This is a genomic window from Stieleria mannarensis, from assembly GCF_014154935.1.
Classification (GTDB): Bacteria; Planctomycetota; Planctomycetia; order Pirellulales; family Pirellulaceae; genus Stieleria; species Stieleria mannarensis.
The window spans coordinates 24,939-50,758 of record NZ_JACEHH010000039.1 but is presented as its reverse complement, the minus strand read 5'-3'; the positions used below and the strand labels follow the sequence as shown (position 1 = coordinate 50,758).

Here is a 25,820-nt window from a genome sequence, read left to right as displayed (position 1 = left end):
GGTACCGGTGGGCCCGTTCGCCCGCAGGGTTTACCCAACCGGTACGACAGCGACAGGCTGGGAATCCGTCAAATCGCCGACAACCCGATGACGATGATGCTGCTACAGGTCTTCCATCTACTGTAGGGGTGTGCTCGTTTTGTCTGGCAATCGTTTCGTCTGGTGTTTCACGCTGCTGCTGGTCGGCTTGTTTCCGCTGCTTTCGGGATGTTCGCGCAAGCACTATCGGACGCAGGCGGACCAGGACGTGGCGGCGATCTATGCCGAGACGCGGTGCGAGGAGGCGTACACGTTGCCGCCCTTGGCGGGGATCGACGTCGACCCGCGGTCGCGTTTCTTTGACCCTTCGCCGGAGGACTGTCCCGCACTGCCGCTGCCCGAGCCGCAGTTGTACGGATACCAGCTCCCGCAGCTTGAAACCGGTGACCCCAATCTGCCGCGAAAACAGTCGGATGTCGAGTCAGCGGATGGAGTGGAGGAGTTGCCGCCGCCGGGAGCGGAGGAATTGCCGGTGCCGGAGGGCTTGGATGAGAGTTTGGAGTTGGGGCCGCTGGCGGGGATGGAGGGTGAGTCTGGAACACGAGCGGTAGAGGATTCTGTTCATACGGGCACCCCTCGCCCCGATTCGGGGAGAGGGGCCGGGGGTGAGGGGCCAAGTGCCCAACCGGGACGAAGAGCTGTTTCCGATGCTACGACAGGCCGCCTGCCCCCTCATCCCCAGCCCTTCTCCCCCGCAAAGCCGGGGGACAAGGGAGCCATACAAAAACTTGGAGATGGCGACAAAACCGTTGAGCATGGCGACGAGACCGGGGCGATCTCGCTGGCGTCCGGGGAGATGAAGCTGGAGATGCCGAGGTCCGCCGAGGTGGTGAGGCCGGAGGTCCGACTGGCCGAATTGATTCGTGAAGACGAGCAGGCTGAAGACGCCGAAGGATCCGACCCGCCGGATTGGGATCCGACGGCCGACAACCGCCAGGACACCGAACAGCTGCGAATTGTGCCGATCCCCGACGAGTTTTGGCAGCAGCTTCCCGAGACCTGTGTGCCGCGGATGTTGGAGTTCGAATCGGTTCGCGAGGAGTTTCGACGATCCTATCCCCGCGTCACGGCCGCCGGCATGACCGGCATGCTGAGCGACGCGCCGCGATTGACGTTGCCGATGATCACGGAGCTTGCGTCGCTGAACAACCGGGCGATTCAAACACAAAAGGAGCGGTTGTACCGGGCCGCACTGGTGCTTTCGGGACAACGCTACGAGTATGTGCTGCGGCCGACACGCCGCGGGAACGGATCGGGGGTCACGTACACGCACGTTCGACTGGACAGCACGACGCGGGACGCATTGGTGATTCCGACAGAAACCAGCGTCACAAAGACGACGGCGATCGCCGGCCAGTTCTTGGCCAGTTTCGCCAACAGCGTGGTGCTCACGTTCAACGGGCCACAGGGGTTTGCCGCGGACATCGGGTCCGATTTGGTGTTCGACTTTCAACAGACCATCTTCCAGCGCGACGTCGTCTTTGAAGGGCTGACGCGGGCCGAGCGCAACGTGGTCTACGAGGCGCGTGATCTGATCCGTGCCCAGCGGGCGCTGTTCGTGGATTTGGCCAGCGACTATTACCAATTGCTGTTGACCTATCGTGCGATCGAGATCAGCTCGCAAGACTACTTCAGCAACCTGCGGGCGTTTTTGCAGGGCAGGGCAGAGTACTTGCAAGCCGGCCGGATTCCCCGCGTGCAGGTCGACCAATTCGAACAGAACGCATTGGATAGTCGCAGTTCTTTGGTCCGTTCCTGCAACACGCTCGAAACCGCACTCGATCGGCTGAAGTTGTCGATCGGTTTGCCGCCGGAGATGCCGTTGAATCTGAATCTGGAAGAGTTGGAGTCGTTGACGGCCAGCGATGAGCTGACGGTGACGCGGCAGCTGGTGATGCGAACGCGGCGCACGCTGCTGGACGCCGCCCAGATTCGCTTGGGCGACCGGGATGCGGCCGTCAACGGGGCGACGGTGTTGATCAATCGGCTTCGGGAAACGCTGCGTGTCCGCCGCAAGATCGAAGGGGTGACCGAAGTGACCGACGCGGAGCGAGAAACCGAGACGTTGGGATTGCGGTTGGCGCTGCTGGAAGCCCGATTGCAAAGCGATCAACTGGAATCGATCCGTTCGCGAGAGTTGAATTCGGATTTGCCGCCGCCGGCGTTGATCCAGTTCGCCCGCACGATCGATTTGGTCGAATCGACGTTGTTGCAATCCGAACGCGCGGTCAAGTTGCGAGCCGACCTGGGGCAGGAAAGCGATGTCGCCGATGCGGTGACCGCCGATCAACTGAGCGAGCGGTTTTATGAGTTGCGCCGGCAATGGGACACCGCGATCGAAAAGCGGGACTTGGACCAATTGCCCGATCTGGTTGAAAAAGCGGACGCGTTGCTGCAAGAGACGGACGCGTTGACGGACCGACTGGTCGGCGACTTGTTGCCCGAGGACGGCGTGGAATTTGAGAACGTGATCGTGCAAACGGTTGCCGACACGGTGGCGTTGGTCGACCGCGTGGAGACGAGTGATGTCGGCGGCTTGGACGAGGTGCAGGTCGAGCAGGAGCAGGCGATGTTGTTGGCCCTGTACCAACGTTACGACCTGATGAATCGCCGCGGTGAGCTTGCCGATGATCGTCGCCAGATCAAGTTGGCCGCCGATGATTTGCGAGCGATCTTGGACATCCGCGCGACCCAGACGCTGTCGGCCAACCGCAGCGAAGAAGGACTGTTCGATTTTACGGCCGACGGATCGACGTCGCGGCTGGGGCTGGCGCTCGACACGCCGCTGAACCGTCGTTTGGAACGCAACACGTATCGCGCCGCGCTGATCGATTATCAGGCCGGCCGCCGTGCCTTGATCGATCTGGAGGATCAAATCAAATTTGCCGTCCGTGAAGACCTGCGGCAGTTGCGATTGCAACGCAACCAGTATGAGATTTCGGTGGCGCGAGCGGCCCTGGCGTACGAACGAGTCGTCAGCACGCGGCTGCAATTGCAATTGGCCGTGGGGAATGTCGTCGCGCGGGACTTCTTGGAAGCCCAGCAGGCGTTCACGTCGGCGCTCAACTCGGTCGCCCGGGACCATATCTCGTTCATTCGACGCCGCATCGAGCTGTTCTTTGACACCGAGTCGATTCGTTTGGACGCCAACGGATACTGGTCCGGCGGCCAGGACGATTCGCTGGAATTGCCTCCGCTGCCGGATTTCTATGACGCCAACCCGAATCCCTGGGGCCGTTTGCCCAAGGGCGTGCGGTACAGCGACGAGGTGCGTCAGAATCATTAGTGCCGCGACCGTCTGCTAAACTTGATCGCTCCGATCGATCAAGGTTGCAAGTGCTTCGTCATGTCACGATTTCTCGCGCATTCCCAGACTCTCTCCCCCGAATCCCCCACAAGTTCCAATTGCCCGGGATTCGGGGGAGAGCGGAGCCGGTGGCAAGCGTTGGGGCATCGTGTGACGAGGGTTGGATTGATTCTTTCGGCGTCGATTCTGCTTTTTTGGACGACCGGATGTGGTGGTCCGGATTCGTCGGCGGCGACGGGACCGGAACCAGACCGCAAGCAAGAGCAAGTCGATCCTAACCCGCCTCGCGAGTCTGCGTCACCGCAGAAGAGTCTGGCCAAGATCCGTCGTTTGATCGCGTCGGGTGATGCATCGGCAGCAATGCAGGCGGTCCAGGCACATCTTCTTCGCTATCCTGACGATACCGGTGCGATGGTCTTGGCGTCCGGTGTGTTGAACGGTCAGGGGCAAGTGGACGAGGCGGTTGCGATGCTGGATTCGGCCGCCCGGTTGTCGGCCGAGGAGGGGTGGAAATGGCGACAGCGCGCCGCGGCGATGCTGGCCGATGCCCAGCGCCCGCAGCAGGCGATCGATCGCTTGGAAGCGTTGCTCGACGAGCAAGCCGATTTGGACGACGTTCGCCATCAACTGGTTGCGATCTTGAATCGACGTGGATTCCGATTCGACGCCAATGAACATGTTCGCAAGCTCTGTCGCCGTGGGAAAGCCACCGCGGACGAGCTTCGCGGGCTGATGTTTCCCGTTCGGTCGTTTGTCGGATTGAATGAGAAACCTAGCGTGGAGGATGTAGAACGAAATCGAACCTTGGGCGAGTTGAACGTTGCACGAGCGATGTACGGCGAAGGCGATGTGAAGCAGGCGTCGCAGGTGTTGGAAACGAGTCACTTGGTAGCCCGGCGACACCCCGCGGCGATGGCGTTTTATGGGCAGATGCTGATCGAATCGCAGCGGTACGAGGTGTTCGACGAATGGTTGGGGACGGTACCGCCGGAATCACAACGCTATCCCGGTTATTGGATGGCACTCGGCGGTTGGGCGATGCGGCAGCGCGAGTTCGATTTGGCCACGGGGCAATTTGCCCAGGCGGTGTTGCGGGAACCGGGCGACTTGGCCGCGACCGACCGGATCCGCCAGGCGTTATCGGCCGGCCGACACGGGGCCGAATCCGAACGATTTCGCAACCGCGGCGTGTTGATCGATCGCATGATGACGATCACCCGCGGGCTGTTTTCCGGGGCCGCACTGGACCCTGCCGCGATCGACGAACTGTCACGGTTGCTGACCGACGCGGGGCGGCCGCTGGAAGCCTTGGCCTGGTATCGAATCACGCTGGTAAAGATGGGGGCGCCGGCGGGTCCGCTGCGGCAACTCGATCAAGCCCTTGCGATGGCTGACGAGGACGATTTCCAACGTGACAATCGGCAAAAGGTTTTGTGCGGGATCGACGCCCAGCGTTTCCCCAGTGACGTGTCGCTCGCTGAAATCAAACGTGCACCTGCGGCGGTCAAGGATCGGCCGCCCGAGCACCTTCGTTACCCGGCGGCCCAACCGGTGTTTACCAACATCGCATCGCATGTCGGTTTGGTGTTCACGTACCACAACGCTCCGACGCAACGACGGCGTGAGTTTCGCTTGTATGAACAATTGGGGGCAGGAGTGGCGTGCATCGATTATGACTTGGATGGGCACGTTGATTTTTATTTGGGGCAGGCCTCGGGCGATCCGCCGGAGGGTCTTGGGACGCGTCCGAATCGGTTGGCTCGCTCGTTGGGAAGTCGTTTTATCGACGTGACCGAGGCCGCCAACGGTGACGACCGGGGGTTCACGTTCGGGATCACGGCGGGAGATTGGAACCAAGACGGTTTTCCCGATTTGGTGGTCGGCAATCTGATGCGAAACACATTGTTGATCAACCAGGGCGACGGGACGTTCGACGAGCAACCCGGCGATCCGCTCTGGCAACAACCACGGTTCACGACCAGCCTGGCGATGGGGGACGTCAATGGAGACCACCTGCCGGATCTGGTCGAAATCAACTACGTCGACGATCCGCGCATTTATGATCCGATCCAGTACAACCCCGACGGGACACCGGTTCGGCTGCCGGCGCCTTTGGACTTTCGTCCCGCTCATGACCGCCTGTTCCTGTCCCTCGGTGATGGTTCGCTGGCCGGCCGGTCGATCGATAGTGGCGCCATCGAAAGTGGCGGGCAGGTCGCACCGGCGACGGGGTTGGGTGTCGTGTTGACCGATCTCGATGGCGATCAGAAGAACGAGATCTTTGTCGCCAACGATCGTTTGGCCAATCATCTGTGGCAGCGTGCGGTGGCGGATTCCGATCGCCGAGCGCGATGGCAAAACACAGCGGCGGTGCGTGGGGTGGCGTTCGGTGCCAACGGGACTCCACAGGGATGCATGGGGATCGCCGTCGCAGATTTTGACTTCAACGGACGACCGGATTTGCATGTGACCAATTTCGAAAAGGAATGGAACAACCACTACATGCAGGATCGCGACGGGTTCTTCGACGACATGGTGGTCGCATTTGGTTTGGATCAACCGACCTACCAGCGGCTCGGTTTTGGAACGCAGGCACTGGACTATGACAACAACCGCGCCGAAGACCTGGTGATCGGGAACGGGCACGTCGAAGATTATTCGCGGGAAGGCCGCGCGTTTCGGATGCCGACGATGATGTTTGCGCTGCAGCAGTCGCGATTGGTGGCCAAGGAAGTGGGCGGAGATCCCGAGTACTGGCAATCGGGACACCTGTCGCGGGCGCTGGCAACGTGCGACTGGAACAACGACGGACGCGTGGACTTTGTGGTGACTGATTTATTGGAGCCGGTCGCGCTGTTGGAGAATCAAACGCCGACGTCGTACCACTGGCTGCAACTTCAGCTGGTCGGCACGACCGCCGAACGCGACGCGATCGGTGCGTCCGTCAAAGTGTCCATCGGGGACCGCAGATTGACCAAAGTTGTCCAGGCCGGTGACGGGTACCTGTGCCGCAATCAGCCCCTGGTCTGTTTCGGGCTCGGTGAACACGAGGTCGTGACAACCTTGGAGATCCAGTGGCCCGACGGCGAGGTGCAGCGGTTCAACGAGGTGGCCGCCGACCGTCGCGTGGTGATCGTCCAGTCCCAGGCAGATTGTTTCGAGTTGGCGCGTTAGCGGGGCGGCCTTGCGTGAACCGACTGATGCCGGCAGGGGGGGCTGCAAATGGCATTGGCGGGGGTTTGTGCGCAATAGCCACGCGAATGCGGACAAATGGGGGAGAAAAGTGTGGCACTGCGGAGGCGATTGTTGGACACTGTTTATGGAGCTTGGTATCTTAAAACGAGCTAATCCGCTCCGTTGGGAGCCAGGATTGCCTTTAGGTCTCTTGCCTTTTCCATTCTTTGTTTTGAGAGATTTCGTATGAATCGACGTATTCAGCGACGTCAGGGTTTCACACTCGTGGAACTGTTGGTCGTCATCGCCATCATTGGCATTCTTGTGGGGCTGCTGTTGCCGGCAGTCCAAGCGGCGCGCGAGGCGGCGCGGCGGATGAGTTGCAGCAACAATTTCAAGCAGATCGGGATTGCGGTTCACAACTACCACTCTGCTTACAAACAGTTGCCGGTACAGGGTGCCGGAACGGACAGTCCTGACGGCGGAAACGCGAATCAAGGGACGGCCGGTGCGACGACGAACTGGTGGACCGGTTACGGTGACGCTAACGCATGGCGATTGAGTGCGTTGGTCGGGTTGACTCCGTTCATGGAGCAGCAAGCGATCTGGAACGAGATCAGCCAACCGAACCGCATCAATGCCAATGATCCGACGACGCCGTACACGATCCCGTGGCCGCCGATGGGGCCTGCGCCGCACCTGAATCGTTATCGTCCGTGGGTCACCGAAATCCCAACCCTGCGTTGCCCCAGCGATCCGGGCGTCGGTCTGCCGGCATTGGGACGAACTAACTACGGTGCTTGCATGGGGGATTCGATCCACTGGGCCGTCCGCGGACCGATCGATTTTGATCGCGGCATGAGCCGTGCCGACTTTTGGGTGCCCAAGCAAACCAACGGTCAGGCGCGGAATTCTCTCGCCTGTGACCGTGGTGCGTTTGTGCCGCACAAGGATTCCAAGTTCCGCGACATCCTGGATGGTCTTTCCAACACGATCATGATGGGTGAGATCATCACCGACTTGCAGGACCGAGACATCCGCGGACGGCAAACGCGAAACGCGAACCTTGCCGGTAACAACAACTCGGTCATCTTGCAAAACCCCAAGTGGTGTGAAGATCAAGGACAAATCGATCCAGATCGACCGCGATTCTGGGATCCCGCGGCTCCGGTGGATACCGGCGCAGGCAATGGTCGCGGCTATCGTTGGGCGGACTTCCGGATCATGTTCTCGGGGATGTCAACGATTTTGCCGCCCAACTCGGAGATCTGTGGCATCAATAACACCGGCAACACGCTGATCGGCTCGGCATCGAGTCGTCACCAAGGCGGTGCCCACGTGCTGATGGGTGACGGGGCGGTGATCTTCATGACCGACTCGGTCGAAGCGGGCAATTCCCGAAACCCGATGGTGTATCTCAACGGGACGCCGGCCGACAATAACGTTCCCGGCTCGCAAAGTCCTTACGGGCTGTGGGGTGCCTTAGGGACACGTGCCAGCAGTGAAACGATCGAAGAGCAACTGAACCAGTAGCTCGGAAGTCCTCGTCCGGATCGACAAAAAAAGAAACTCGGCTTCGCTCCGCGAAGCCGAGTTTTTTTGTGTTGTGTCACTGCGGTGACGATCGCTGCGCCGGAGAGGATCGATCTAGCGGAGTTGAATTCGGCACCGGGCAGACGGATTCCGGTGCCGCCTATTTGGTCTCTTCGAAATCCTCATTCATCGCTGCTTCTTCGGCGGCGATGGCGGCTTCATACGCTTCGATGTCCGATTGCTCGGCATTTTCCGTGACGCTGCCGCCTTCGTTTCCACCGCAACCGACCAGACACATCGACACGGCGAATGTGAACACCAAACCCATAGATTTTAACATAATTCAACCTTGCTAAATGATTTGTTTCTGCACCAAACACAAGCCAACAGTATACAAAGTCGGCCGGTGACGATCGAGTCCCGGGGTGGGGGACCGCGATGAATTCCAAACGCCGCTATTTCAAACAGGTCCGCATCGCACAGTTCCGCGCGATGCTCGAACTGGCACGCGGCAAGGGTTTTGCCGCGGCCGCCTGTTGTTGGGAGTTGGGAGTTGGGAGTTGGGAGTTGGGAGTTGGGAGTTGGGAGTTGGGAGTTGGGAGTTGGGAGATTTGAGGGCAGAATGATGGGGCAGGAGGATGGGGGCAGAGTGTCCGTCTGCTGGCCAACTGCTGTTGGTACAATTTTGTGCGTCAGGCAGAAATCGAATGACTTGAGGAAACGGAGATGATGATGCGCTGGGTGGATTTGCGACGTGGGACGGGGTGGTGTTGTGGTCTGGCGATACTGGTGGTTTCCTGTGGATCGGTCGATGCCGAGGACTGGCCGCAGTGGCGTGGGGTGGGACGTGATGCGACGATCGAGGATCCGACGTTGGTGCGGCAGTTGCCTGCCGGACAGATGCCGCTGCGTTGGTCGGTGCCGGTCGGGCCGGGGTACAGCGGGCCGACGGTCAGTGAGGGAGCGGTGTATTTGACCGATCGACAAGGGGAAGCTCCCGAGATTCGCGAACGCGTGCTCTGCTTTGACGCCGAGACCGGAAAACTGATTTGGCAACACAGTGATCCCGTCCGCTACGAGATCGGTTATGAAGCTTCGGGACCGCGCGCGGCGGTGACGGTGCATCAAGGCAAAGCGATCGCCATCGGCGGGATGGGGCGTTTAAATTGTTTGGATGCCGGGACCGGCCAAGTCATCTGGAGTCGCGATCTGCAACAGGACTATCAGATCCGCATGCCGAATTGGGGCATCACGGCGGCACCGCTGGTGCATGATGACATGGTGATCCAGGTGACCGGTGGCCGCGGAGGGGCGTGTTTGGTCGCGTTTGATCTGGGCAGCGGCCAGGAACGTTGGCGTGCCCTGGATGAACGCGCCGGATACAGCGCGCCGATCATGATCCGCCAAGGCGACCAGGATGTGGTCGTTTGCTGGACGGGCGAAAGTGTCAGCGGGCTGGACCCTCGAACCGGCGACGTGTTCTGGTCAATTGAGATGAAGCCGCGGAACATGCCGATCGGCGTCCCCACGCCCGTCGTCAGCGGCGATCGGTTGTTCGTTTCATCGTTCTACGACGGTTCGATGTTGATCGAGTTGGACATCAACACGCCGACGGCGAAAAAGCTGTGGCACCGCATCGGCCAGGACGAGAAGAACACCGACGCGTTGCACGCGATGATCAGTGGCCCGATCATCAAGGGCGATGCGATCTATGGAGCGGATAGCTATGGCGAATTTCGTTGTCTGGACTTGGAGACCGGCGATCGGATCTGGGAAGATCGATCGGTCGTCCCGATCAACCGCTGGGCGACGGTGCACACGATTCGAAACGGTGACGACGAGATCATGTTGAATGATCAAGGCGAATTGCTGTTCACCACGCTCTCGCGAGACGGCATCGAGATCCGATCGCGTTCCAAGTTGATTTCTCCGACGCTACAGCAACTTCGGCGTCGCGGCGGTGTGGTGTGGTCGCATCCGGCAATCGCCAACGGCATGATTTACGCGCGGAATGACAACGAGTTGGTGTGCGCCTCGCTGCGGGCCGAGTGATCGCAACGCTGCACGTCACGCGAGAGCAATCGTAGCTGCCTTCGCCAGAAGGTGGATCGTCGCCGATTTCCCAGCCTCTGGCGAGCGTGGCGACGTCCCGTAAACACGACGGGAGCGATTCAGTTGAATGGTAGGAAGATTTTCTTACCCCCCGAAATCTTCTTACCCAGTCGGTCTCGTCAATTCGGACGAGTGCGAGATCGCGTCGGCCTTCCGCCGGCTCAATTCTTTTCGCTGTCAAGTTGTTGATTCAGCCGTTCCATTTGGCGTTGCAGCTCTTTGAGTGTCTTTTCGACGTCGCTGCGATCCAGGTTGGTTCCGTCATCATCGCCTTTGCCCGGTTGCGGCATTCTCCAAAGCGGTCCGCCGGGCGTTTGGAAATTTCGGAACAGATCTTCCATTTCGAACCGGCGCATCCCCGGTGGGAATGGATCGGCGTTCGGGTCGATTTCCAGGGGGACGAGTTGACCGTCGCGGAGTTCAAAGGCTTGCTGTAACGGCAGTGCGCTGCGGGACGGTTGGCGTTGTGCAATCTGTTGGTTTGGGTGTTCTTGAAGCGTGACGGGCAGCGTCAGGGTTTGATCGCCACGGACAACCGTAATCTCGAGGGATTCTCCGGCTCGCGCGTCGGCAACGGCCGCGACAACATCCTGGGCATCGCGGATGGACGTCGAGCCGACGTGTCGGATCAGATCGCCCGCTGCGATGCCGGCGGCTTGCGCCGCGGAATCCGGGCTGACTTGTTGCACCAGCGGTCCGTCGCCTTCGAATTGGATGCCGATCAAGCCGCGTTTCAGATTTTGTGGCGTGTCGCCGGTGGCGGATTCGATCAGCCGTAAAATGTGTGCCGAACGGACGCACACCAGGCCGCCGGTATTGCTGGGGACAAGGGCACCGACGACGATTCCGGTGGCGTCGATCACGGGTGCGCCGGTCATTTGCCGACCGGTCCCAAAGTCGATCGTCGGTGTGGTCCCCACGCCGGATGCGGTCGCAATGGGGCGCGTTGCAACCATCCCCGAGTCCGTCACCAGCCCACGATCGCTGATCCATGCGGCGATCACGGGTTGCCCGGGTTCGGTTTCGGCGGCGCTGACGACCAGTCCCGATTCGGGGGCAATGTCTGTCTGGATGACGGCCATTCCGGTCACATGATCCATCGCGATGACCTTGCCATCGGCTTGATCCCCCGCCGCGTTTTGCACGGTCACGGAGTCCACGGGGCCAGCCACAAAGGTGACGATCATCGAATCACCGATGGCAAACGCCGCGCTGCTGGTTTCCACGGGGCGACGATCGACAGCACGTCGCGGTATCCGGTCGCGGAATTGATTAAGCGGCCCTCCGTCGGGGCGAAGGATTTCGAGCCGTCGCCCCTGCGGCGGATTCAGCGGTTGCTCGGCATCGGCTGGAACATCACGATCGGCTGGTTGATGTGCCGCGTCGATGATCACGGTCATCAGAGCAGGTTCTGTGCTGCGGACGGCTTCGCGAAAATCGACGAGAGACTGTGCAGCTGCACGTGACGGTGGCGCGGCCAACGGCAGGACGAACGCAACGAACAGGCAAATTGGGACGCGTGGGAAAGTTGGGGCGCACGGGCAAACCTTGGATCGATTCACGATAGGAGTCTCCAGAATGCTTTTCAACAATCGCGCTCACGGCGACCGCCTTGATCACCGAGTGCAGGATTCATCACCCGTCAATTCTTTCGCCACCGGAGAGAACGATCAAGCGGTTTTGTGGCGAGCAAGGAGGGCGTCGGAGAGCGACGCCGCCGGGGATGACGCGGCAGGAGGAAGGGGGTGCGGAGGAGTGTGCGCTCGGAGCAGGGGAGGGTTTGCTGTGGCATTGATTCACTCAAACACCACGAATCGACCCTTCCCTCGCTGCGCTCGACCCTCCCTGCCAGGGAGGGTTGATTGTTAACAAGCCGCACGACCTCTGCCAGGCAGGGTGAACGCTGTACTTGAAGCCTATTGGGGCATCGAGAAGTTCGGCGGCAAGGCGAACGTTTCGGGGCTGTTGGGGCCGATGGCCGCGGGCGTGGTGGCCTGTGGGGTGGCTGGTCCGGCGTTTGGATTGACGCCTGCGGTCGCCGCGGGTGTTTTGTAGGACGCGTTGCCGAAGTTGGTGTTCGTGTTGTCGGTCGATGCCGGACGAACGGCGTTTTGGAAGCCCGGCACCTGCGTTCCCGGGTTGAATCCCTGGGCGGCCTGTTGGACGGCGGCCGCGGCGGCTTGGTTGTTTTTCGTTGATTGTGCGGCACCGGCCATTGCGATCGCCGACGCGTTTGAGGGGGTGTTGCCGATTTGGGCCAGCAGTTCGCGGGACCGTTCGACGGCGCGTTTGGTTGCCGCGTCGGATGCGGCTTGGGGCGCGTAGGTCAGGGCCTGGTTCAGGTGACGTGTCGATTCGGAGTGTTGGCCACGTTTGTAGTGCAGGTAGGCCATGTTGAAGTGTGCGACGGCCGGTTGGTTGTTTTTCACCAGCACTTCCAGTGCGCCGGCGGGGTCACCGGCTTGGAACTTCACGCTGGCCAGGTTGTTGGCGTAGCGTGAGGATCCGGGCGAGAGCCGCAGTGCTTGTTCGATGGTGGTTGCGGCCGCGTTATGGTTGCCGAGTTTGCTGAGCGTCAGTCCGAGGTCGTTGTAAAGTCCGGCGTCGTCGGGTTTTTGTTGGATCGCTTTGCCGAAGTACTCGGCCGCTTTTTCGTTGTTCTCTTGTCGGAAATGCAGCCGCGCGATGTTGGCCAGGGCGTCGGGATCATTGGGCCGTTTTTCGAGTGCCTTGGCGTAGCTTTCCATGGCTTTTTCATAGTTGCCGGTGGATTCCCAGAGCCGTCCGTTGGCGACGAAGACTTCGGGGGTCACTTCGGCCTTGTGCGCCAAACTGGTCGGGTCGGTCGCATCGCCTTCTTTCACGTCGGTGTCTTCCTGGTCGGAGCGTCCGAACCAACCGGCGACCATGTCACGCGACTTCGATGCCGTGCCGGCGATCGATGTGCCGACGTTCTTAGGCCCGCTCAACCAACTCGAACCGCCAGATTCACCGCTGGGGGTCGCCGGGGCACTGGAGAACGGGTTCAACGAAGCGACTCGGGGGCCGATGGAGCTAGAGCATCCGGTGGTGGATCCGACGCAACCGATCACCAATGAAGCCGCGAGCGCGGAGGCAAGTCGGTTTCGTCGTCGATTTCGAATCGTCTTGGTTGGGTCAGTCACGACAAAGTTTCTCCCGTGACAATCGCAGTCAACGAGTAGGGCGAAGCGGTTCGGTGCCCATGTGAGTCCGATGGCACCGATTGTAGGGATCGGCCGATTGTCAAACTGACTTCAACTCGCTCTGGATTTCGACCCCGATTCCATGAAAAAAGGCGGTTTCCCTGAAGGGGGAAACCGCCATCTGGAGCGGAGAAGTAAGGTCGCGTCGCTAGCATTCCAGGCTGTTGCCGGCTGCCGTGGGCGATTGCGATGTGCCGCTTATTGTTGCGTGACCGCCGAGGTGCCTGCGGCACTGCTGGACGGCAACTTGGGCGGTGCCAACTCTTCCAGCCAGGTACGGTTGACCTTGGTCGCCCAGGCACCCGAGGCGGTCGGGGGGACGCGGTCGGTGATGGCGACGGTGGTTTGCGGGCCGGGGCCGTCGAGTTGTGCGAGCAGTTCGCGCACCGAGGCGATCCGGGCTTCGGTTTCTTCGGGCGTTGCGGCACGCACGACATAAACCTGACGTCGCGACGACGGGGCTTGTCGGGCGATCCAGGCCACGGTTTCTTGGCCGGAGGTCTTCAGGGCGCCGTCACCGTCTCGGAATTGATGCGGCCCGATCGTGTTGTGCAGGATCCAGCCGTTCTGTTTCATCGCTTCGAACGGGGTGATCACCGCCATGGCGTCCATTTCGTTGAAGGGGTCGGGCCACGCGTTGTTGCGCTCGTATCCGACTCCGACCTTGTGCCAGAAATGATTCCAGTGATCGTTCCATTTCGCGCTGACCGAAGTCGTGGTGACCGACATCAGAGCAGCAGCGATCAGCAAACGTCCATAAAAGCTAGTGCATCGCATGATAAGGCAGTTCCTTCCGCCGGTTGGGGAGATTGCAAAAGACGGCTGAGGGTGCTTCGTCAGCCGCAGGGGGTTTCGAATGAGGGCTCGCAATCGTTCGGGACACCGGTTCTTGAATATTCCGAGACGACAAACCGTTCGCTCGCCTGGGTCTCATCGGCATCCGGACCGGTCCGTCTTTGCCTGCCGCCGGGACGACCGCATAATCGGTACAGTTCGCTTCAACGCCCCGTCATCTATCCTTCGGCTCGATGGTCGTGGACGACGCGAGGAGTCCTCGCGGCTGGTAATCCGAATGGACTCGTCGATTCGTCCACTACCCCGAAAATCAAGCCGCCGCGGAGCCCTAGTCCGTGATCACGATTGGGGCCCGCGTGCGGCGGGCCAGGATGATCAAGCCGATGAAGGTCAAACTGATGCCGAGGGCAAGCTGAGTCGTGATCGGTTCGTTGAACAGGATCACGCCGGCCACCCCGGCCATCGCCACCTGAGACGCATTGATTAGGTTCACGGCGACCACCGGCAGCAGTCGGAGCGCGGTGGTGATGGCAACAAAGGCGGAAAAGTTCAAGAACCCTGCGGTGAACATCAGCATCCACTGTGACGGGCTGGTCGAGGTGATCGTTTCGGTCCCCAAGGTGGCGAAACAGAACGCCCACAGCGCGACGCTGCCGGTCAGCCCACTGACGAGCATCAGGTTTCGGGCCGGGATTCTGGTTTGCAGCGTCTGCCGCATCGTCACACCGAAAAACGCATAGGCCAGTCCCGAGACCGCCGCCCACAGCGATCCGACCACCACGTCGATCGCCTCGGGCAGTGTCTTCTCGGGCAGTGTCTTCTCGGGCAGTGTTTTCTCGGGCAGTGTTTTCTCGGGCAGTGTTGCAGCTGCGTTGGAGGATGTGTCGGTTTCGATCACGCGAGGTTTTGAAAGGGCGTCGTCGGGTAACGACAGCACGACGACGGCGGTGATCAACGTAACCATCGCGACGACTTTGCGGCGGCTGACGGGTTCGTTCAACAGGACGGCGCCCAAGATCGCTCCGCCGACGATCAGCACCCCCAGCGTGATCGGGACCGAGGCGGCCAATCCGATCCGCTCGAGCGCCTTTTGAAAGGCGGCATTACCGAAGAACTGTGCCAGAAAGGACGCCAGGATGAACTGCGGGAATCGCCGCAACGCTCCTTCGGCAAGGGGTGCGTTAGGCGAGAGCGTCGGCGATGGACGCACCGACAGCCAGCCGACGATCGGTCCCATCACGAGGACGGTCGGTGCGGCTTTGACGGCCGAGACGAGGTAGGCGTCCACGTCGACGCAATTTCGTAGCGCGATATTGGTCAGGGTGTACAGGACGGCCGAGGCGATGCCGCAGAGGGGGCCGAACCATGCAATCCGACCGGGGGAAGACGAGACGGCGGACAGTGGATCAGGCCTCGGTTTCGTCTTGGATGTCGGGAAACGTTTCTTTGCATGCCGGATCGCTTTCGATCATCGAACCGTTCGCGGCCAGACGTTTGCGTGGCGTCGGGTGAGAAACGATCACGGTGACGTTGTCTTCTCCGCCTCGCTCGTTGGCAAAGTCGACCAGTTGTCGGCAGACCACCGATGCGTCGGGTTCTTCGGCCAGCACGACCGGCAATTGGTCGGCGTCCAGGTAGCGATACAGGCCATCGCTGCACAGCACGATGGAATCATTTTTCTCGAGATCGACGCGATGGACTTCCGCCAACAGACTGCGTTGGTTGTTTCCGCCGACGACATTCCACAGAATGTTGCTCCAGCGGCTACCGGCTTCGTCTTCGGGTTTCATCCCGCCGGCTTCGACCATCTGTCGGGCCAGGGTGTGGTCGGTCGTGATCTGCCGCGCCGCACCGTCGCGGATCAGGTAGCATCGGCTGTCGCCGGCATGGACGACGTACATGGTCGGCCAGTGGATGTAGGCCATCGTCAGCGTGGTCCCCATCCCGGCCGCCGCCCGGTCTTCGCGTGATTCGGCCAGCAGTCGGCTGTGCGCGTCGCGCAACAGATTACGCAACCCGTTGATGAATTCTTCCTCCGATCCCGTGTCGGATTGGAAGAACCAGTGGACACTGTTAAGCAGTCGCCCGATCAGGTGTTGCAGCACGATGCTGCTGGCTTTTTCACCGGCCGCGTGACCGCCCATCCCATCGGCGACCAACAGGACTTGGCCCTGAATGCCGCCGAAGAAACGCCCGGTGTTGATCTCTGCCAAACTGGACGCAGAAACGAGCATCGATTTGCTCAGTTCCGCGATCAAGAACTGATCCTGGTTGACCGATCGTTTCATTCCGACATCGGTCAATCCGAAGGTTTCCGATCGGGTGAATTCGAATTCAGAATCAGGCATCTGCAGAACCTTCGCCGCGGACGAAACTGTGGGGCAGTCCAAATTGTAGCGGCGGACGCACCGTCGGTAAGCGTCTCGGCGTCCAAGAATCCGATTTGCAGAACCACGCGGAATTCCGCTCAGGCCGGCTCGGTGACCTCGGCTTCGACAACGGATTGGGCATAGCTCTGGTAGGCCGATTCGAATTCTTTTGCCATCGCGTCGGGGAACACGTGGAATCGGCCTTCGCGGAGGGCCGCAAAGATGGCTTCGGCGACCACCGTGGGCGAATCCGCTGACGCTTCCAATCCGGCGTTATGGGCCATGTCGGTCTTGATCGGCCCCGGATGAACGCTGACGACCGCCGTGTGTTGGTCGGACAGCCTGTCTCGCAGCGCCTGGGTCAGCGAATAGCTGGCTGCTTTGGAAGCGGAGTACGAGGCAAAGTCGGAAAACGACTTGATCGAAACGACGGAATTGAGTTGCACCAGCGCGCCGCCTCCGTTGGCCTTCAACACCGGTGCGAATGCCTGTGCGACATGCAACCACCCCAGCACGTTGGTTTGGTGCTCCGCTTCATAATCGGCGAAGACCTCGGGTGACAGCACATCATTGGTTCTCAGAATTCCGGCGTTGTTGATGACGATGTTAACGTCGGTCGCAACGGCCGCAGCGTCATGAATCGTTTCAGGGGCTTGCAGGTCGACGGTGACGGGGACGATTTTATCGCCATGCTCGGCCACCAGACCGGCCACGGAGTCGGGATCCCGTACGGCGGCGTAAACCTTTTTGGCCCCCTGGGCGATCGCGGTTTCCAAAATGGCTTTTCCGATGCCGCGGTTTGCACCGGTGATCAAGACGGTTTGATTTTGAACGTCGATCGACATGGAGATGCTCCTGTCTGTGGTGGATGGAATCTGGCGTCGGCCACAGCCCACACCTGGATCGCAAACATGCGTCGCGATGACGGTCATTTCGGCTGCGGGCGACAACATGGAGTACCGCGTGATGGCTGACGTCTTACACCCAAGCGAGAATTCTTGCCCGCAGCCCGGTTTGGACCGCGCAAACGTCCACCAAACATTCTGCCGCGTGAGCCCAACGTAGCTACCTTCGCCAGAAGGTGGTGTTCCACGCTCTGGCAAGCGTCGCGACCTTGGATACGCCACGATTCGGAACGAAACCCATTGGCGTCTCGTTTCGCTTTACCGTACGGCAAGGGTGGCGGGGCATAAGGTCGCTTTCAATGACTCAACATGCGGCTAGCAAAAAGGTATCTTTATGCGATCGGCGATTGATGTGTCGCAAGCATCGGGTATGTTTTCGTGGTGCAAGAGAGTTACGTTGAAGTTGGGCAAGAGATGGAACTGTCAAAGAAACGACGGAAGAAGTTACAGTCGGCGGTCGACCAGGACTACGGGTATCGCCAGTACGAAGACCGCGATGTGTACGTGTATGATCACGGCGGAAAGCTGGGCTGTGGTGTGTTCGCATCGCGTCAGTTTCTTCCCGGCGAACTGGTGATCGAAATCAAGGGCCAGTTGATCCCGGCGGCCGAATACGACGGATCGACCTACGCGATGCATTTAGAGGACGATTGGTATTTGGAACCGGCCATCCCCGGTGCCTTTATCAACCATTCCTGCAGCCCGAATTGTGATCTGATCCAGGTCACGTCGACGACCAACGGCCTGATCGCCCGCTGCAACATCGAACCGGGTACGGAACTGTGTTTCGATTACCAGTGGGAAGCCCAGTGGTGGATCCCCCGCTGTCGCTGTGGCGCGCGGGATTGTCGCGGCTGGGTGGTCGGTGAGGATCAGGTCAAGAAGATGAAAAAGATCGCCGGGCGGAAGAAGAAGGCGAAGTAGCCGGGCCTTACAGCATGTCCATCGGGTCGATGTCGATCACGTACTGGACATCGTCTTTTTCCGGGATCTTGAACGTCTTGGTCGCCATGCGAATCGTCGCCCCGAGTTGCAACGGGTCCAGTGATTGAAGCAGCAGGTGGAACCGGTACTTGCCGCGGAGCTTGGCGATCGGTGGCGGGGCGGGACCGAGCAGACGGACTTCCGCACCGAGTCGTTCGCGCGCCGATTCCAGTCGCAACAACAGCGAGTTGGCGGTCGCCTCGGTGACGTCTTCGACGGTGCCGCGAATGATGATCCGGGCCACGCTGCCCAGTGGCGGGTAGTTGAATTTTCGTCGATTGGCGATTTCCGCCTCGGCGAATTGCAGGTAATCGTGCCGCGAGGCGGCTTGGATGGCCATGTGTTCGGGCGAAAACGTCTGCACGATGACGCGTCCGCCGCGGTTGCCCCGGCCGGTGCGTCCGGCGACTTGGGTGACCAGTTGAAAGGTGCGTTCGCCGGCGCGGAAATCGGGAAAGTGCAATGCCGCATCGGCATTGATCACGCCGACCAGCAGCACGTTAGGGAAATCCAGACCTTTGGCGATCATCTGGGTTCCGAGCAACAGGTCCAGCTCGCCGCTGCGAAACGCCGACAGCACTTTTTGGTGGCTGCCCGGGCGACGCATCGTGTCGCTGTCCATCCGTGCGACGCGCGCGTCGGGGAACCGAGCTTTGACTTCGACCTCCAACTTTTGCGTCCCCAGTCCGCCATAGCGGATCCCGTCGAAGCGGCATTCCGGGCACCAGGGCGGCGTGGCGATGGTGTAGTCGCAGTAATGGCAGACCGCTTTGCCGCCGTCGCGGTGGTGGGTCAGCGGCATTTCACAGTCCGGGCAAGCGACGACGTGACCGCAAGCGGGGCATTGGATGGTGGTGGCAAAACCGCGACGGTTAAGCAGCAGGATGACTTGCCCCTTTTCACGCAAGGTTTCGTTGACGGCCAGGTGCAATTGACGGCTGATCGCGCCGCCTCGTGATCGTTCGTCTTTGATTCTCAGGTCGACCAGTTGCACATCGGGCATCGGGCGGTTGCCGACGCGATTGGGCATCGAGATCAATTCGGCGTGGCCGGATTGGGTGGCGTACCAGGATTCCAGCGAGGGCGTCGCGCTGCCGAGCAACAACGGGATCTTGAGGGATTGGGCGCGAGCGTAGGCGACTTTGCGTGCGTGGTAACGCGGTTGGCTGTCTTGTTTGAACGAGCCGTCGTGTTCTTCGTCCAGGATGATCAGCCCCAGTCGTGGCAGCGGTGCAAAGACGGCGCTGCGGGGGCCGACGACGACTTGGACTTCGCCGCGTCGGATGCGTTGCCATTGGAAGTGGCGTTCGGCCGGGGTCATTTGGCTGTGCAGCACGGCGACCGAGGCGAAGCGTCGTTCGAATCGTCCTCGGGTCTGCGGGGTCAGGCTGATCTCGGGCACCAGCACGATCGCGGCGCGGCCGAATTTGACGACATGTTCGATCGCGCGGATGTAGACCTCCGTTTTTCCGCTGCCGGTCACCCCGTGCAGCAACAGCGTCTTGGCGGCCGCCGAATCCAGGGCCGCGGTGATCCGCTGCAAGGCGTGGGATTGATCGTCGGTCAGTTCATGGGCCTCGGTCTTTTCCCCGTCACTGGTCTGCCAGCGGACCGGCATCGAAGTCGCCATTTCGCGGCGTGTGTCTTCGTTAAGGAGTCCCTTTTTTCGCAGCGCGTTGATCGGCGCGGCGGTGCATTCGGCGTGAACCATCAATTGGGAGGCCGTCATCGGTTTGCCGGCGGCGATCAACAATCGCAGCGCCCGCTGTTGTTTCTTGGGCAACGCGTCGACGACGGTTTCATCGGCCGTTGACGGCGCGGGGGTCAGGTAGGTCCGCTGGCGCGTTCCCGCGCTGGAGCGAACGCTGGACGGAATCAACGCGTCAAACACCTGTCCGGCCGGCGACTGATAGTAATGGCTCATCCATGTCACCAGCCGCACCAACGGGCGGTCGCAAAGCGGGGCGTCGTCCAGAACTTCGGCGACGTCGCTGAGCGATTTGCCGCTTTGGCTGCCGATCTTGGTTTCGATGCACCAGCCGACGGTCGGGCGTTTGCTTCGGCCCAGCGGCACGTGCACCCGCATGCCGGGATGAAGCTGGTCCCGCATCTCCGCGGGGATGCGGTAGTCGTAGGGGCCGTAGGGCGCGTCGCGAAATACGACACTCGCCACCGCCACGTCTTCCTGGGCCGCCAGTTCCCAGGGCGGGGGATCGGTTTCGAACAGTTGTCCCTGGGTGGCCTGGTGTTGATCGCCGCGATTTTGGGCGGTGTCCTCCGCAACAGGCTCGGCAGCGTCCGCATCGTCGCCGGAGCCAAAGAACCCGGGGGCGGAGAGGCCGCCGGAGACTTCACCGGGATCATCACCGAGGTCATCACCGGGGCGGGTGTTGTGGGGGCGTTGCGGGGGAACGGCGGACGGCATGGGGATTGGGCCGGCGGAGGTTGCAGCGGGTGGTGCGTCGCCTGTCAGCATAAAGCATTCCTGGAGAATTGGGACCGTCGGATCAGTCGTCCCAATCGTTCCGACCGGGTTGACACGGGTGGTCAAATCCGCAGCCGAAGGTGACAACATGGACTTGAGTGAGTGGTTGATCGCAGCGGTCGGCAGCCGAGACAGCCCGCGAAAAAATTGCCAGCGAGAGGAAAGCGACCATGCAGAAGCGCATCGGAGTCTTTGGCGGTTCGTTCGATCCGGTTCATGTGGGACACTTGTGGATCGCCGAGGCCGCGACGGAAACCCTGGATTTGGATCGGTTGCTGTGGATCCCGACGGCGACGCAGCCGCTCAAACCGGGCGGGGCGGTCGCCGGCGACGACCAACGCGTGGAGATGTTGCGGCTGGCCATCGCCGGGCGTCCCGGGCACGAGGTGGACACCCGCGAGCTTCATCGTGCGGGCGTCAGCTACACCGTCGACACGATCGCGGAATTGCAGCAGGAGCACGCCGGAGCCGAGTTCTATCTGATCATCGGCAGCGATTCGTTGGCATCGATGCGGCGTTGGCATCAACCCGAGCAGTTGCTTTCGCGGGTGACGTTGGCGGTGGTTCAGCGCGGCGGCGAACAGGCGATCGATTTTTCGGTGCTCAAGGGGCTTGTCAGCGAAGACCGAATCGAACGCTTTCGCGGTTGCGTGATCGAGATGCCGGTGATCGAGATTTCCAGCAGCGAGATTCGCCGCAGGGCAGGGCAGGGGAGTAGCATTCGCCACCGTGTGCCCCGATCGGTCGAGGCGTATATCGAGGCCAACGGAGTGTATCGCGGTTAGCGGCAGCAAGTACGACGGCCCTTGCGGGCGGTCGCGGGCACGCTGCGAAGCAGCGAGGCGAAATCGCCTAAAGGCGAGACACCAACATGCGCTGTTCAGGCGCCGGGTGCGAGGGCGTCGGCCAGTCGCAGGGTTTCGGTGACCAGCAGGTCGACGCGCGACTGGATGTCTTCGTCGGCCAGCTTGTCGCCTTCGAAGGATTCACCGGTGGCGTAGACGAATCGGGGGACGATGTGGCAGCGAAAATCCAGCATCAGGCTGTTGGCCAATCCCATCGCGCTCATGTAGCTGCCCGCCCCGCCGGCGGCCAGCATCATCGCAACGACTTTGCCGGTCCATTTCTTTCCGGTCAGTTCGACGGCGTTTTTGATCGCCGCATTGACGTCAAAGTTGTACACCGGGGACGCGATGAAGATGGCGTCGGCCGATTCGATCAGATTGCCCAGGTCGATGACTTTGGGGTGTCCGTAGGCGGCCGCACCGTCGCAGAACGGCAGCGGGGTCGCGGCGAGATCGAACCAGACGACGTCGCGATGGGCGGCTTCGAGTTTCTCTCGGCACGCGCTGGCGAGAATACGGCTACGGCTGCCAGGGTTCAAACTGGCGCTTAGAACCAGGATCATGATGGCGAAGTCCTGCGAGGCGGGCGATGCGGATAACTTCGCGAATCCTAGTTCACCGGACCGGCAAACGGCAACCCAACGGGGCCACTAGCAGCACCCCGACAGGTCGTCGCTGTCCATGCCCAGGCGGTGTTTGAGCGTGTTGAATTTGTCGAAATACGCTTCACTGCTGCTGTGGACATGTTCCGCTTCGGTGATGAACTTGATCTTTTCATCGGGGTAGACGTCCGACGCGATCAGCGTTTGTTCGAACTGTTCCAGCGGGCGACCGTAGATGATCATCAACTTGTGTTCGTCCAGTTGGACTTCCTGGCGTCGTCCCGGATTGATCACCGCGATGCCGGTGCAGCCGTCGTTGAGCAACAGGTCTTCGTGGTCCAGCAAGATGCTCTTCAGGACCGGCACGTCGATGTGCTCGCGATAAAGGTCTTGTTGGTTGGGGGCGAAGTGGTGGCTGGTTTCCAGCACGACATCGACGACGGGGCCCAGTTTGTCGATCAGGTCCAGAAACAGGTCCATGATCCGATGTCGCGTCGCGGCGGCCATGATGACCGGCGTGCGGACTTGGCTGTTGTCGTCGACGTATTCGTCGAATCGGAATCCCTGGCGCGGCACGACTTGCAAGTCATACGACGGCCGGATCGCATCGGTCAGGTCGAACGCACCGTAGGTGTCGATACCCATATGCGTTTGCAGCTCCTCCTCTGACAACGCTTCAAAGCTACCCGGTGTGAAGATCGACCCTGTGTCTTCGACGGTATTGTTGCGGAGGATGCGTTTCAAAAAGCCCATGTCAGGCGGTCCGGTTCTTATCGCGGGGGGGATGGTCACGGGAACTATGAAGATCGGGCGAAGTCAACCTCCGCCTCGGTCTACAGCCAACGCTAGGTCATGTGGTGGCCGGGGCGCATCGTTTCGCCAAGCCGGATCTGCCGCCCCAAGAAATCGTTCAGGCATGTTCGGATCAGGCGAATTGACCGGATCGATCCCTGCAATCGGACTCCTTCGGTTGAGTTAAACGTGTTGTCCAAAGGCAACATTTCGTACCGCCGGGCGCCATGCCGAGGCGATTGATGTTGCGTCGATGCCATAGGGCGTCCCGGCGTGATAGATTGCAAGTGCGGCGATCAGGGCGTCGCGTTCACTTTTTTCGAGAGGTCGGATGGCCAGCGTCATGAATTCGTCGTTGTCGATGAGGTTATGGATGGGAGGCGACCGTGCGTGGCAAAGGCCTTGCCCGCGGTGGTTGGTCGGCGCGCTGACGTCGATCGTCGTTGTGTTGGCTCTGCTGGCGACGTCGGGTTGCAAGGACTTGATTCCGCCGCGACCGCCGATCGGGCCGCCGGCGGCAGAGGTGGGACAAACCGAGTCCAACGAAACAGCGGAAAGCGAACAGAACGCGGCCGCGGATCCAGCCTCGCGAGAAGCGTTCGAAGGGGATTGGAGTGCCTGGTACGTGCACCGGTTCGGCAGCCAAGTCGTGGGGGTGACGGAAATCAAAGCCGATGCGGTGATCGACGGCATCGAGTTTGCCGCCGCGACCGAAGCCCGATACCGTCGTCGCGAGCGGATGATCTTTCGGACCGGCAACGCCTCGTTCGTCCGTCGCACCATGCTTGCCAGCGTCGAGTCGGTCGACGGGACGCTTGAGAGTTTCACCAGCGACGTGCACGCCGGACCGATCTCCTCCTCGGCGCGTGGGACGCGCAACCAACAGAAACTGACGGTCACCACGACCGGCCGAGGCGGTCCAAAGACCAACCGGTTGGATTGGCCGGCGGAGACACGCGGGTTGTTCGCGCTGGAGCAGACGTTGCGACGGCGGAAAATCGAAACCGGCCAGACACGACGGTTGTCCGTCTTGATGCCTTCGCTCGAATCGATCGGAGTGATCGAGTTGCGTTGTATCGGGGAGGCGTCGGTGCCGATGCTGAGCGGCAACTACCGAACCCTCCGCGAAGTCGAGGTGTCGACCTTTCAGGACGGCCGGCAAGTCGATTCGTTGGTCGTTTGGATCGACGACCAGGGCGTGATCGAAAAATCGTTGCACATCGGTTTGCGGCTGGAATCGTTTCGGACCGACCGCGCGACGGCAGGCGATTTGTTCGATCAACCGGACGACCGGAAAGTCGTTTTTAGCGTGGCGGGGACCCTGCGCCGGGATGCCGATCCGACGGAGGTCGCGTATGTGGTCGTCGACACGTCGCGATCGCAAGACCGGCCGGAACCCGAAGCGGGCACCAAGGCCGATCCGGCCGCGATCGCCGGTGAAGTCATTCCGGCCGTCGCGGGGCAATCCGTGCGCGAGCGCGACGACGGAGTGCACGTGTTGGTGTCGACTCAGGCAAAGGCACCGGCGGGGTTTCAGCAGGATCGGTCGGTCGCCCTGCCGATCGATACCGAGGCGACGGAACTTATCGACACTGCTGATGCGTCGGTGATCCGGATGGCCGGCGCGATCGGCGAGCTGGCTGACGGTGATTTGGCCCGGGAACTGGCGCGGCTGGTTCAGAACGACCTGGCGTTGATCCCCCAAGGCGATTTGCGTCCGGCTTCGGCGATCGTCCGTTCCGGTCAGGGCGGTGTGATCGACCACGCCGTTTTGATCACCGCCTTGTTACGCGTCCGTCAAATTCCGGCCCGTGTCGTGTTCGGGCTTTCGCCATCCCGGTCGGATGATCGATCTGCTGGAGACCGCTTGAGGATGAATCTAGACGCCTGGGTGGTGGCATCGATCGATGGCGAGTGGATTTCGATCGATCCGATGACGTCTCGAATCAATCGTGCCGATCAAATTTGTTTAAGCCGGCCGGACGGAGATGCGGATCTAAGCGGCGAGCTGGCCCGGGTCTTTCGGCGTCTGGCGGAAATCGAGATTGAAATCCGCGGGGCGAGTTACGAAGCGGATTGACGTTCGGATCGTTCCAAATGCTCGGCGACGGCCTGCAGCAGCGGGTCGATCGTTTGGGTTTGGATCTGATGCGGCGGATTCCAGGGGAACCAGCGGAATCCCGGATGCTCGGTCAGCGTGGGGGTGAAGGCCGATTCGACGCTGCCGAGCAGGTAGACGACGGTTTTGAGGAACGTTTGCTCGCCGTGGCGTTTGTATCGCACGGGGTAACTCAATTCGAATCGAAAGTCGGAGTCGATTTGGATGTTGTCGGAGGCCAATCCGGTTTCTTCCTCCGTTTCCCGCAACGCGGTTTGCAGATCCGATTCGTCCCGATCGCAATGTCCTTTGGGCAAATCCCAGCGGTCGTGGTGCCGCATCAGCAGGAATTGGCGGGGCTTCGATCGTGTGATCAGCAGGATGCCGGCGGCGCGTTTGGTCGGCGGTTGGTTGGGCTGGGGCATCAATCCGGGTTAATCAAAACAGGGGCAAAACAGGGGCGGGAAAATCGAATTCAGCTTTCTCGGCGCGGCGGACTTGTCGTGGAAGCGAATCGCCCTAAAAAGAATCTTCACAGATTCCATTCCAGCCGGGT

Annotated in this window: 19 protein-coding genes; 7 read left to right on the top strand and 12 right to left on the bottom strand. The window is 60.9% G+C overall.

Annotation, left to right across the window (positions count from 1 at the left end; all coding sequences use genetic code 11):
• Nucleotides 1-139: 139 nt before the first annotated feature.
• The 3 genes from H1B37_RS23350 to H1B37_RS23340 all read left to right on the top strand — a co-directional run bounded on the left by H1B37_RS23350 (nucleotide 140) and on the right by H1B37_RS23340 (nucleotide 8,053).
• The gene (locus tag H1B37_RS23350) at nucleotides 140-3,325 is read left to right on the top strand and encodes a TolC family protein (RefSeq protein ID WP_182869331.1); all 3,186 of its coding nucleotides are present in this window, start codon (nucleotides 140-142) and stop codon (nucleotides 3,323-3,325) included.
• Nucleotides 3,326-3,511: 186 nt separating this feature from the next.
• The gene (locus tag H1B37_RS23345; protein ID WP_182869329.1) at nucleotides 3,512-6,520 is read left to right on the top strand and encodes an ASPIC/UnbV domain-containing protein; all 3,009 of its coding nucleotides are present in this window, start codon (nucleotides 3,512-3,514) and stop codon (nucleotides 6,518-6,520) included.
• A gap of 246 nt (nucleotides 6,521-6,766) precedes the next feature.
• Nucleotides 6,767-8,053: a DUF1559 domain-containing protein gene (locus tag H1B37_RS23340; RefSeq protein ID WP_182869327.1), complete on the top strand. Its 1,287-nt coding sequence runs from the start codon at nucleotides 6,767-6,769 to the stop codon at nucleotides 8,051-8,053.
• A gap of 160 nt (nucleotides 8,054-8,213) precedes the next feature.
• Here the strand turns inward: H1B37_RS23340 and H1B37_RS23335 are convergent, their stop codons facing one another.
• Nucleotides 8,214-8,393: a hypothetical protein gene (locus H1B37_RS23335; protein WP_182869325.1), complete on the bottom strand. Its 180-nt coding sequence runs from the start codon at nucleotides 8,391-8,393 to the stop codon at nucleotides 8,214-8,216.
• A gap of 386 nt (nucleotides 8,394-8,779) precedes the next feature.
• Here H1B37_RS23335 and H1B37_RS23330 point away from each other — a divergent pair, with 386 nt between their 5' ends.
• Entirely contained in the window at nucleotides 8,780-10,105 is a 1,326-nt protein-coding gene (locus tag H1B37_RS23330; RefSeq protein WP_286178074.1) for a PQQ-binding-like beta-propeller repeat protein, read from the top strand.
• A gap of 221 nt (nucleotides 10,106-10,326) precedes the next feature.
• Here H1B37_RS23330 and H1B37_RS23325 read toward each other — a convergent pair whose 3' ends face one another.
• From H1B37_RS23325 to H1B37_RS23300, 6 genes are all read right to left on the bottom strand, one after another.
• Entirely contained in the window at nucleotides 10,327-11,565 is a 1,239-nt protein-coding gene (locus tag H1B37_RS23325; RefSeq protein WP_182869323.1) for a S1C family serine protease, read from the bottom strand.
• A gap of 516 nt (nucleotides 11,566-12,081) precedes the next feature.
• Nucleotides 12,082-13,329 (bottom strand): tetratricopeptide repeat protein, encoded by a 1,248-nt coding sequence (locus H1B37_RS23320; RefSeq protein ID WP_353620905.1) that lies wholly within the window; start codon nucleotides 13,327-13,329, stop codon nucleotides 12,082-12,084.
• Between the two features lie 258 nt (nucleotides 13,330-13,587).
• The gene (locus tag H1B37_RS23315) at nucleotides 13,588-14,166 is read right to left on the bottom strand and encodes a hypothetical protein (RefSeq protein ID WP_182869321.1); all 579 of its coding nucleotides are present in this window, start codon (nucleotides 14,164-14,166) and stop codon (nucleotides 13,588-13,590) included.
• A gap of 346 nt (nucleotides 14,167-14,512) precedes the next feature.
• On the bottom strand, nucleotides 14,513-15,472 hold the full coding sequence (locus tag H1B37_RS23310) for a DMT family transporter (protein ID WP_182869319.1): 960 nt from the start codon (nucleotides 15,470-15,472) through the stop codon (nucleotides 14,513-14,515).
• Nucleotides 15,473-15,590: 118 nt separating this feature from the next.
• Nucleotides 15,591-16,532, bottom strand: coding sequence for a PP2C family protein-serine/threonine phosphatase (locus H1B37_RS23305; RefSeq protein WP_182869317.1), 942 nt, complete (start codon nucleotides 16,530-16,532; stop codon nucleotides 15,591-15,593).
• Between the two features lie 119 nt (nucleotides 16,533-16,651).
• Nucleotides 16,652-17,398 (bottom strand): SDR family oxidoreductase, encoded by a 747-nt coding sequence (locus H1B37_RS23300; protein WP_182869314.1) that lies wholly within the window; start codon nucleotides 17,396-17,398, stop codon nucleotides 16,652-16,654.
• 474 nt (nucleotides 17,399-17,872) lie between these two features.
• Here H1B37_RS23300 and H1B37_RS23295 point away from each other — a divergent pair, with 474 nt between their 5' ends.
• On the top strand, nucleotides 17,873-18,382 hold the full coding sequence (locus tag H1B37_RS23295) for an SET domain-containing protein (protein ID WP_182869310.1): 510 nt from the start codon (nucleotides 17,873-17,875) through the stop codon (nucleotides 18,380-18,382).
• A gap of 7 nt (nucleotides 18,383-18,389) precedes the next feature.
• Here H1B37_RS23295 and priA read toward each other — a convergent pair whose 3' ends face one another.
• The gene (gene priA, locus H1B37_RS23290) at nucleotides 18,390-20,867 is read right to left on the bottom strand and encodes a replication restart helicase PriA (protein ID WP_182869308.1); all 2,478 of its coding nucleotides are present in this window, start codon (nucleotides 20,865-20,867) and stop codon (nucleotides 18,390-18,392) included.
• Between the two features lie 230 nt (nucleotides 20,868-21,097).
• Between priA and nadD the strand changes: the two genes are divergently transcribed.
• Entirely contained in the window at nucleotides 21,098-21,712 is a 615-nt protein-coding gene (gene nadD / locus H1B37_RS23285) for a nicotinate (nicotinamide) nucleotide adenylyltransferase (protein ID WP_182869305.1), read from the top strand.
• A gap of 95 nt (nucleotides 21,713-21,807) precedes the next feature.
• Here nadD and H1B37_RS23280 read toward each other — a convergent pair whose 3' ends face one another.
• From H1B37_RS23280 to H1B37_RS23270, 3 genes are all read right to left on the bottom strand, one after another.
• Nucleotides 21,808-22,335, bottom strand: coding sequence for an NADPH-dependent FMN reductase (locus tag H1B37_RS23280; protein ID WP_182869304.1), 528 nt, complete (start codon nucleotides 22,333-22,335; stop codon nucleotides 21,808-21,810).
• An 87-nt stretch (nucleotides 22,336-22,422) separates the two neighbouring features.
• A complete protein-coding gene (locus tag H1B37_RS23275) occupies nucleotides 22,423-23,127 on the bottom strand; it encodes a hypothetical protein (RefSeq protein ID WP_182869302.1) in 705 nt (234 codons plus the stop codon).
• A gap of 222 nt (nucleotides 23,128-23,349) precedes the next feature.
• Nucleotides 23,350-23,511, bottom strand: coding sequence for a hypothetical protein (locus H1B37_RS23270; protein WP_182869300.1), 162 nt, complete (start codon nucleotides 23,509-23,511; stop codon nucleotides 23,350-23,352).
• Between H1B37_RS23270 and H1B37_RS23265 the strand changes: the two genes are divergently transcribed.
• Nucleotides 23,510-25,246: a transglutaminase domain-containing protein gene (locus H1B37_RS23265; RefSeq protein WP_182869298.1), complete on the top strand. Its 1,737-nt coding sequence runs from the start codon at nucleotides 23,510-23,512 to the stop codon at nucleotides 25,244-25,246. The two genes, H1B37_RS23270 and H1B37_RS23265, sit on opposite strands and share 2 nt — an antisense overlap.
• Here the strand turns inward: H1B37_RS23265 and H1B37_RS23260 are convergent.
• Nucleotides 25,231-25,689: a bis(5'-nucleosyl)-tetraphosphatase gene (locus H1B37_RS23260; RefSeq protein WP_182869296.1), complete on the bottom strand. Its 459-nt coding sequence runs from the start codon at nucleotides 25,687-25,689 to the stop codon at nucleotides 25,231-25,233. The two genes, H1B37_RS23265 and H1B37_RS23260, sit on opposite strands and share 16 nt — an antisense overlap.
• Nucleotides 25,690-25,820: the final 131 nt, after the last annotated feature.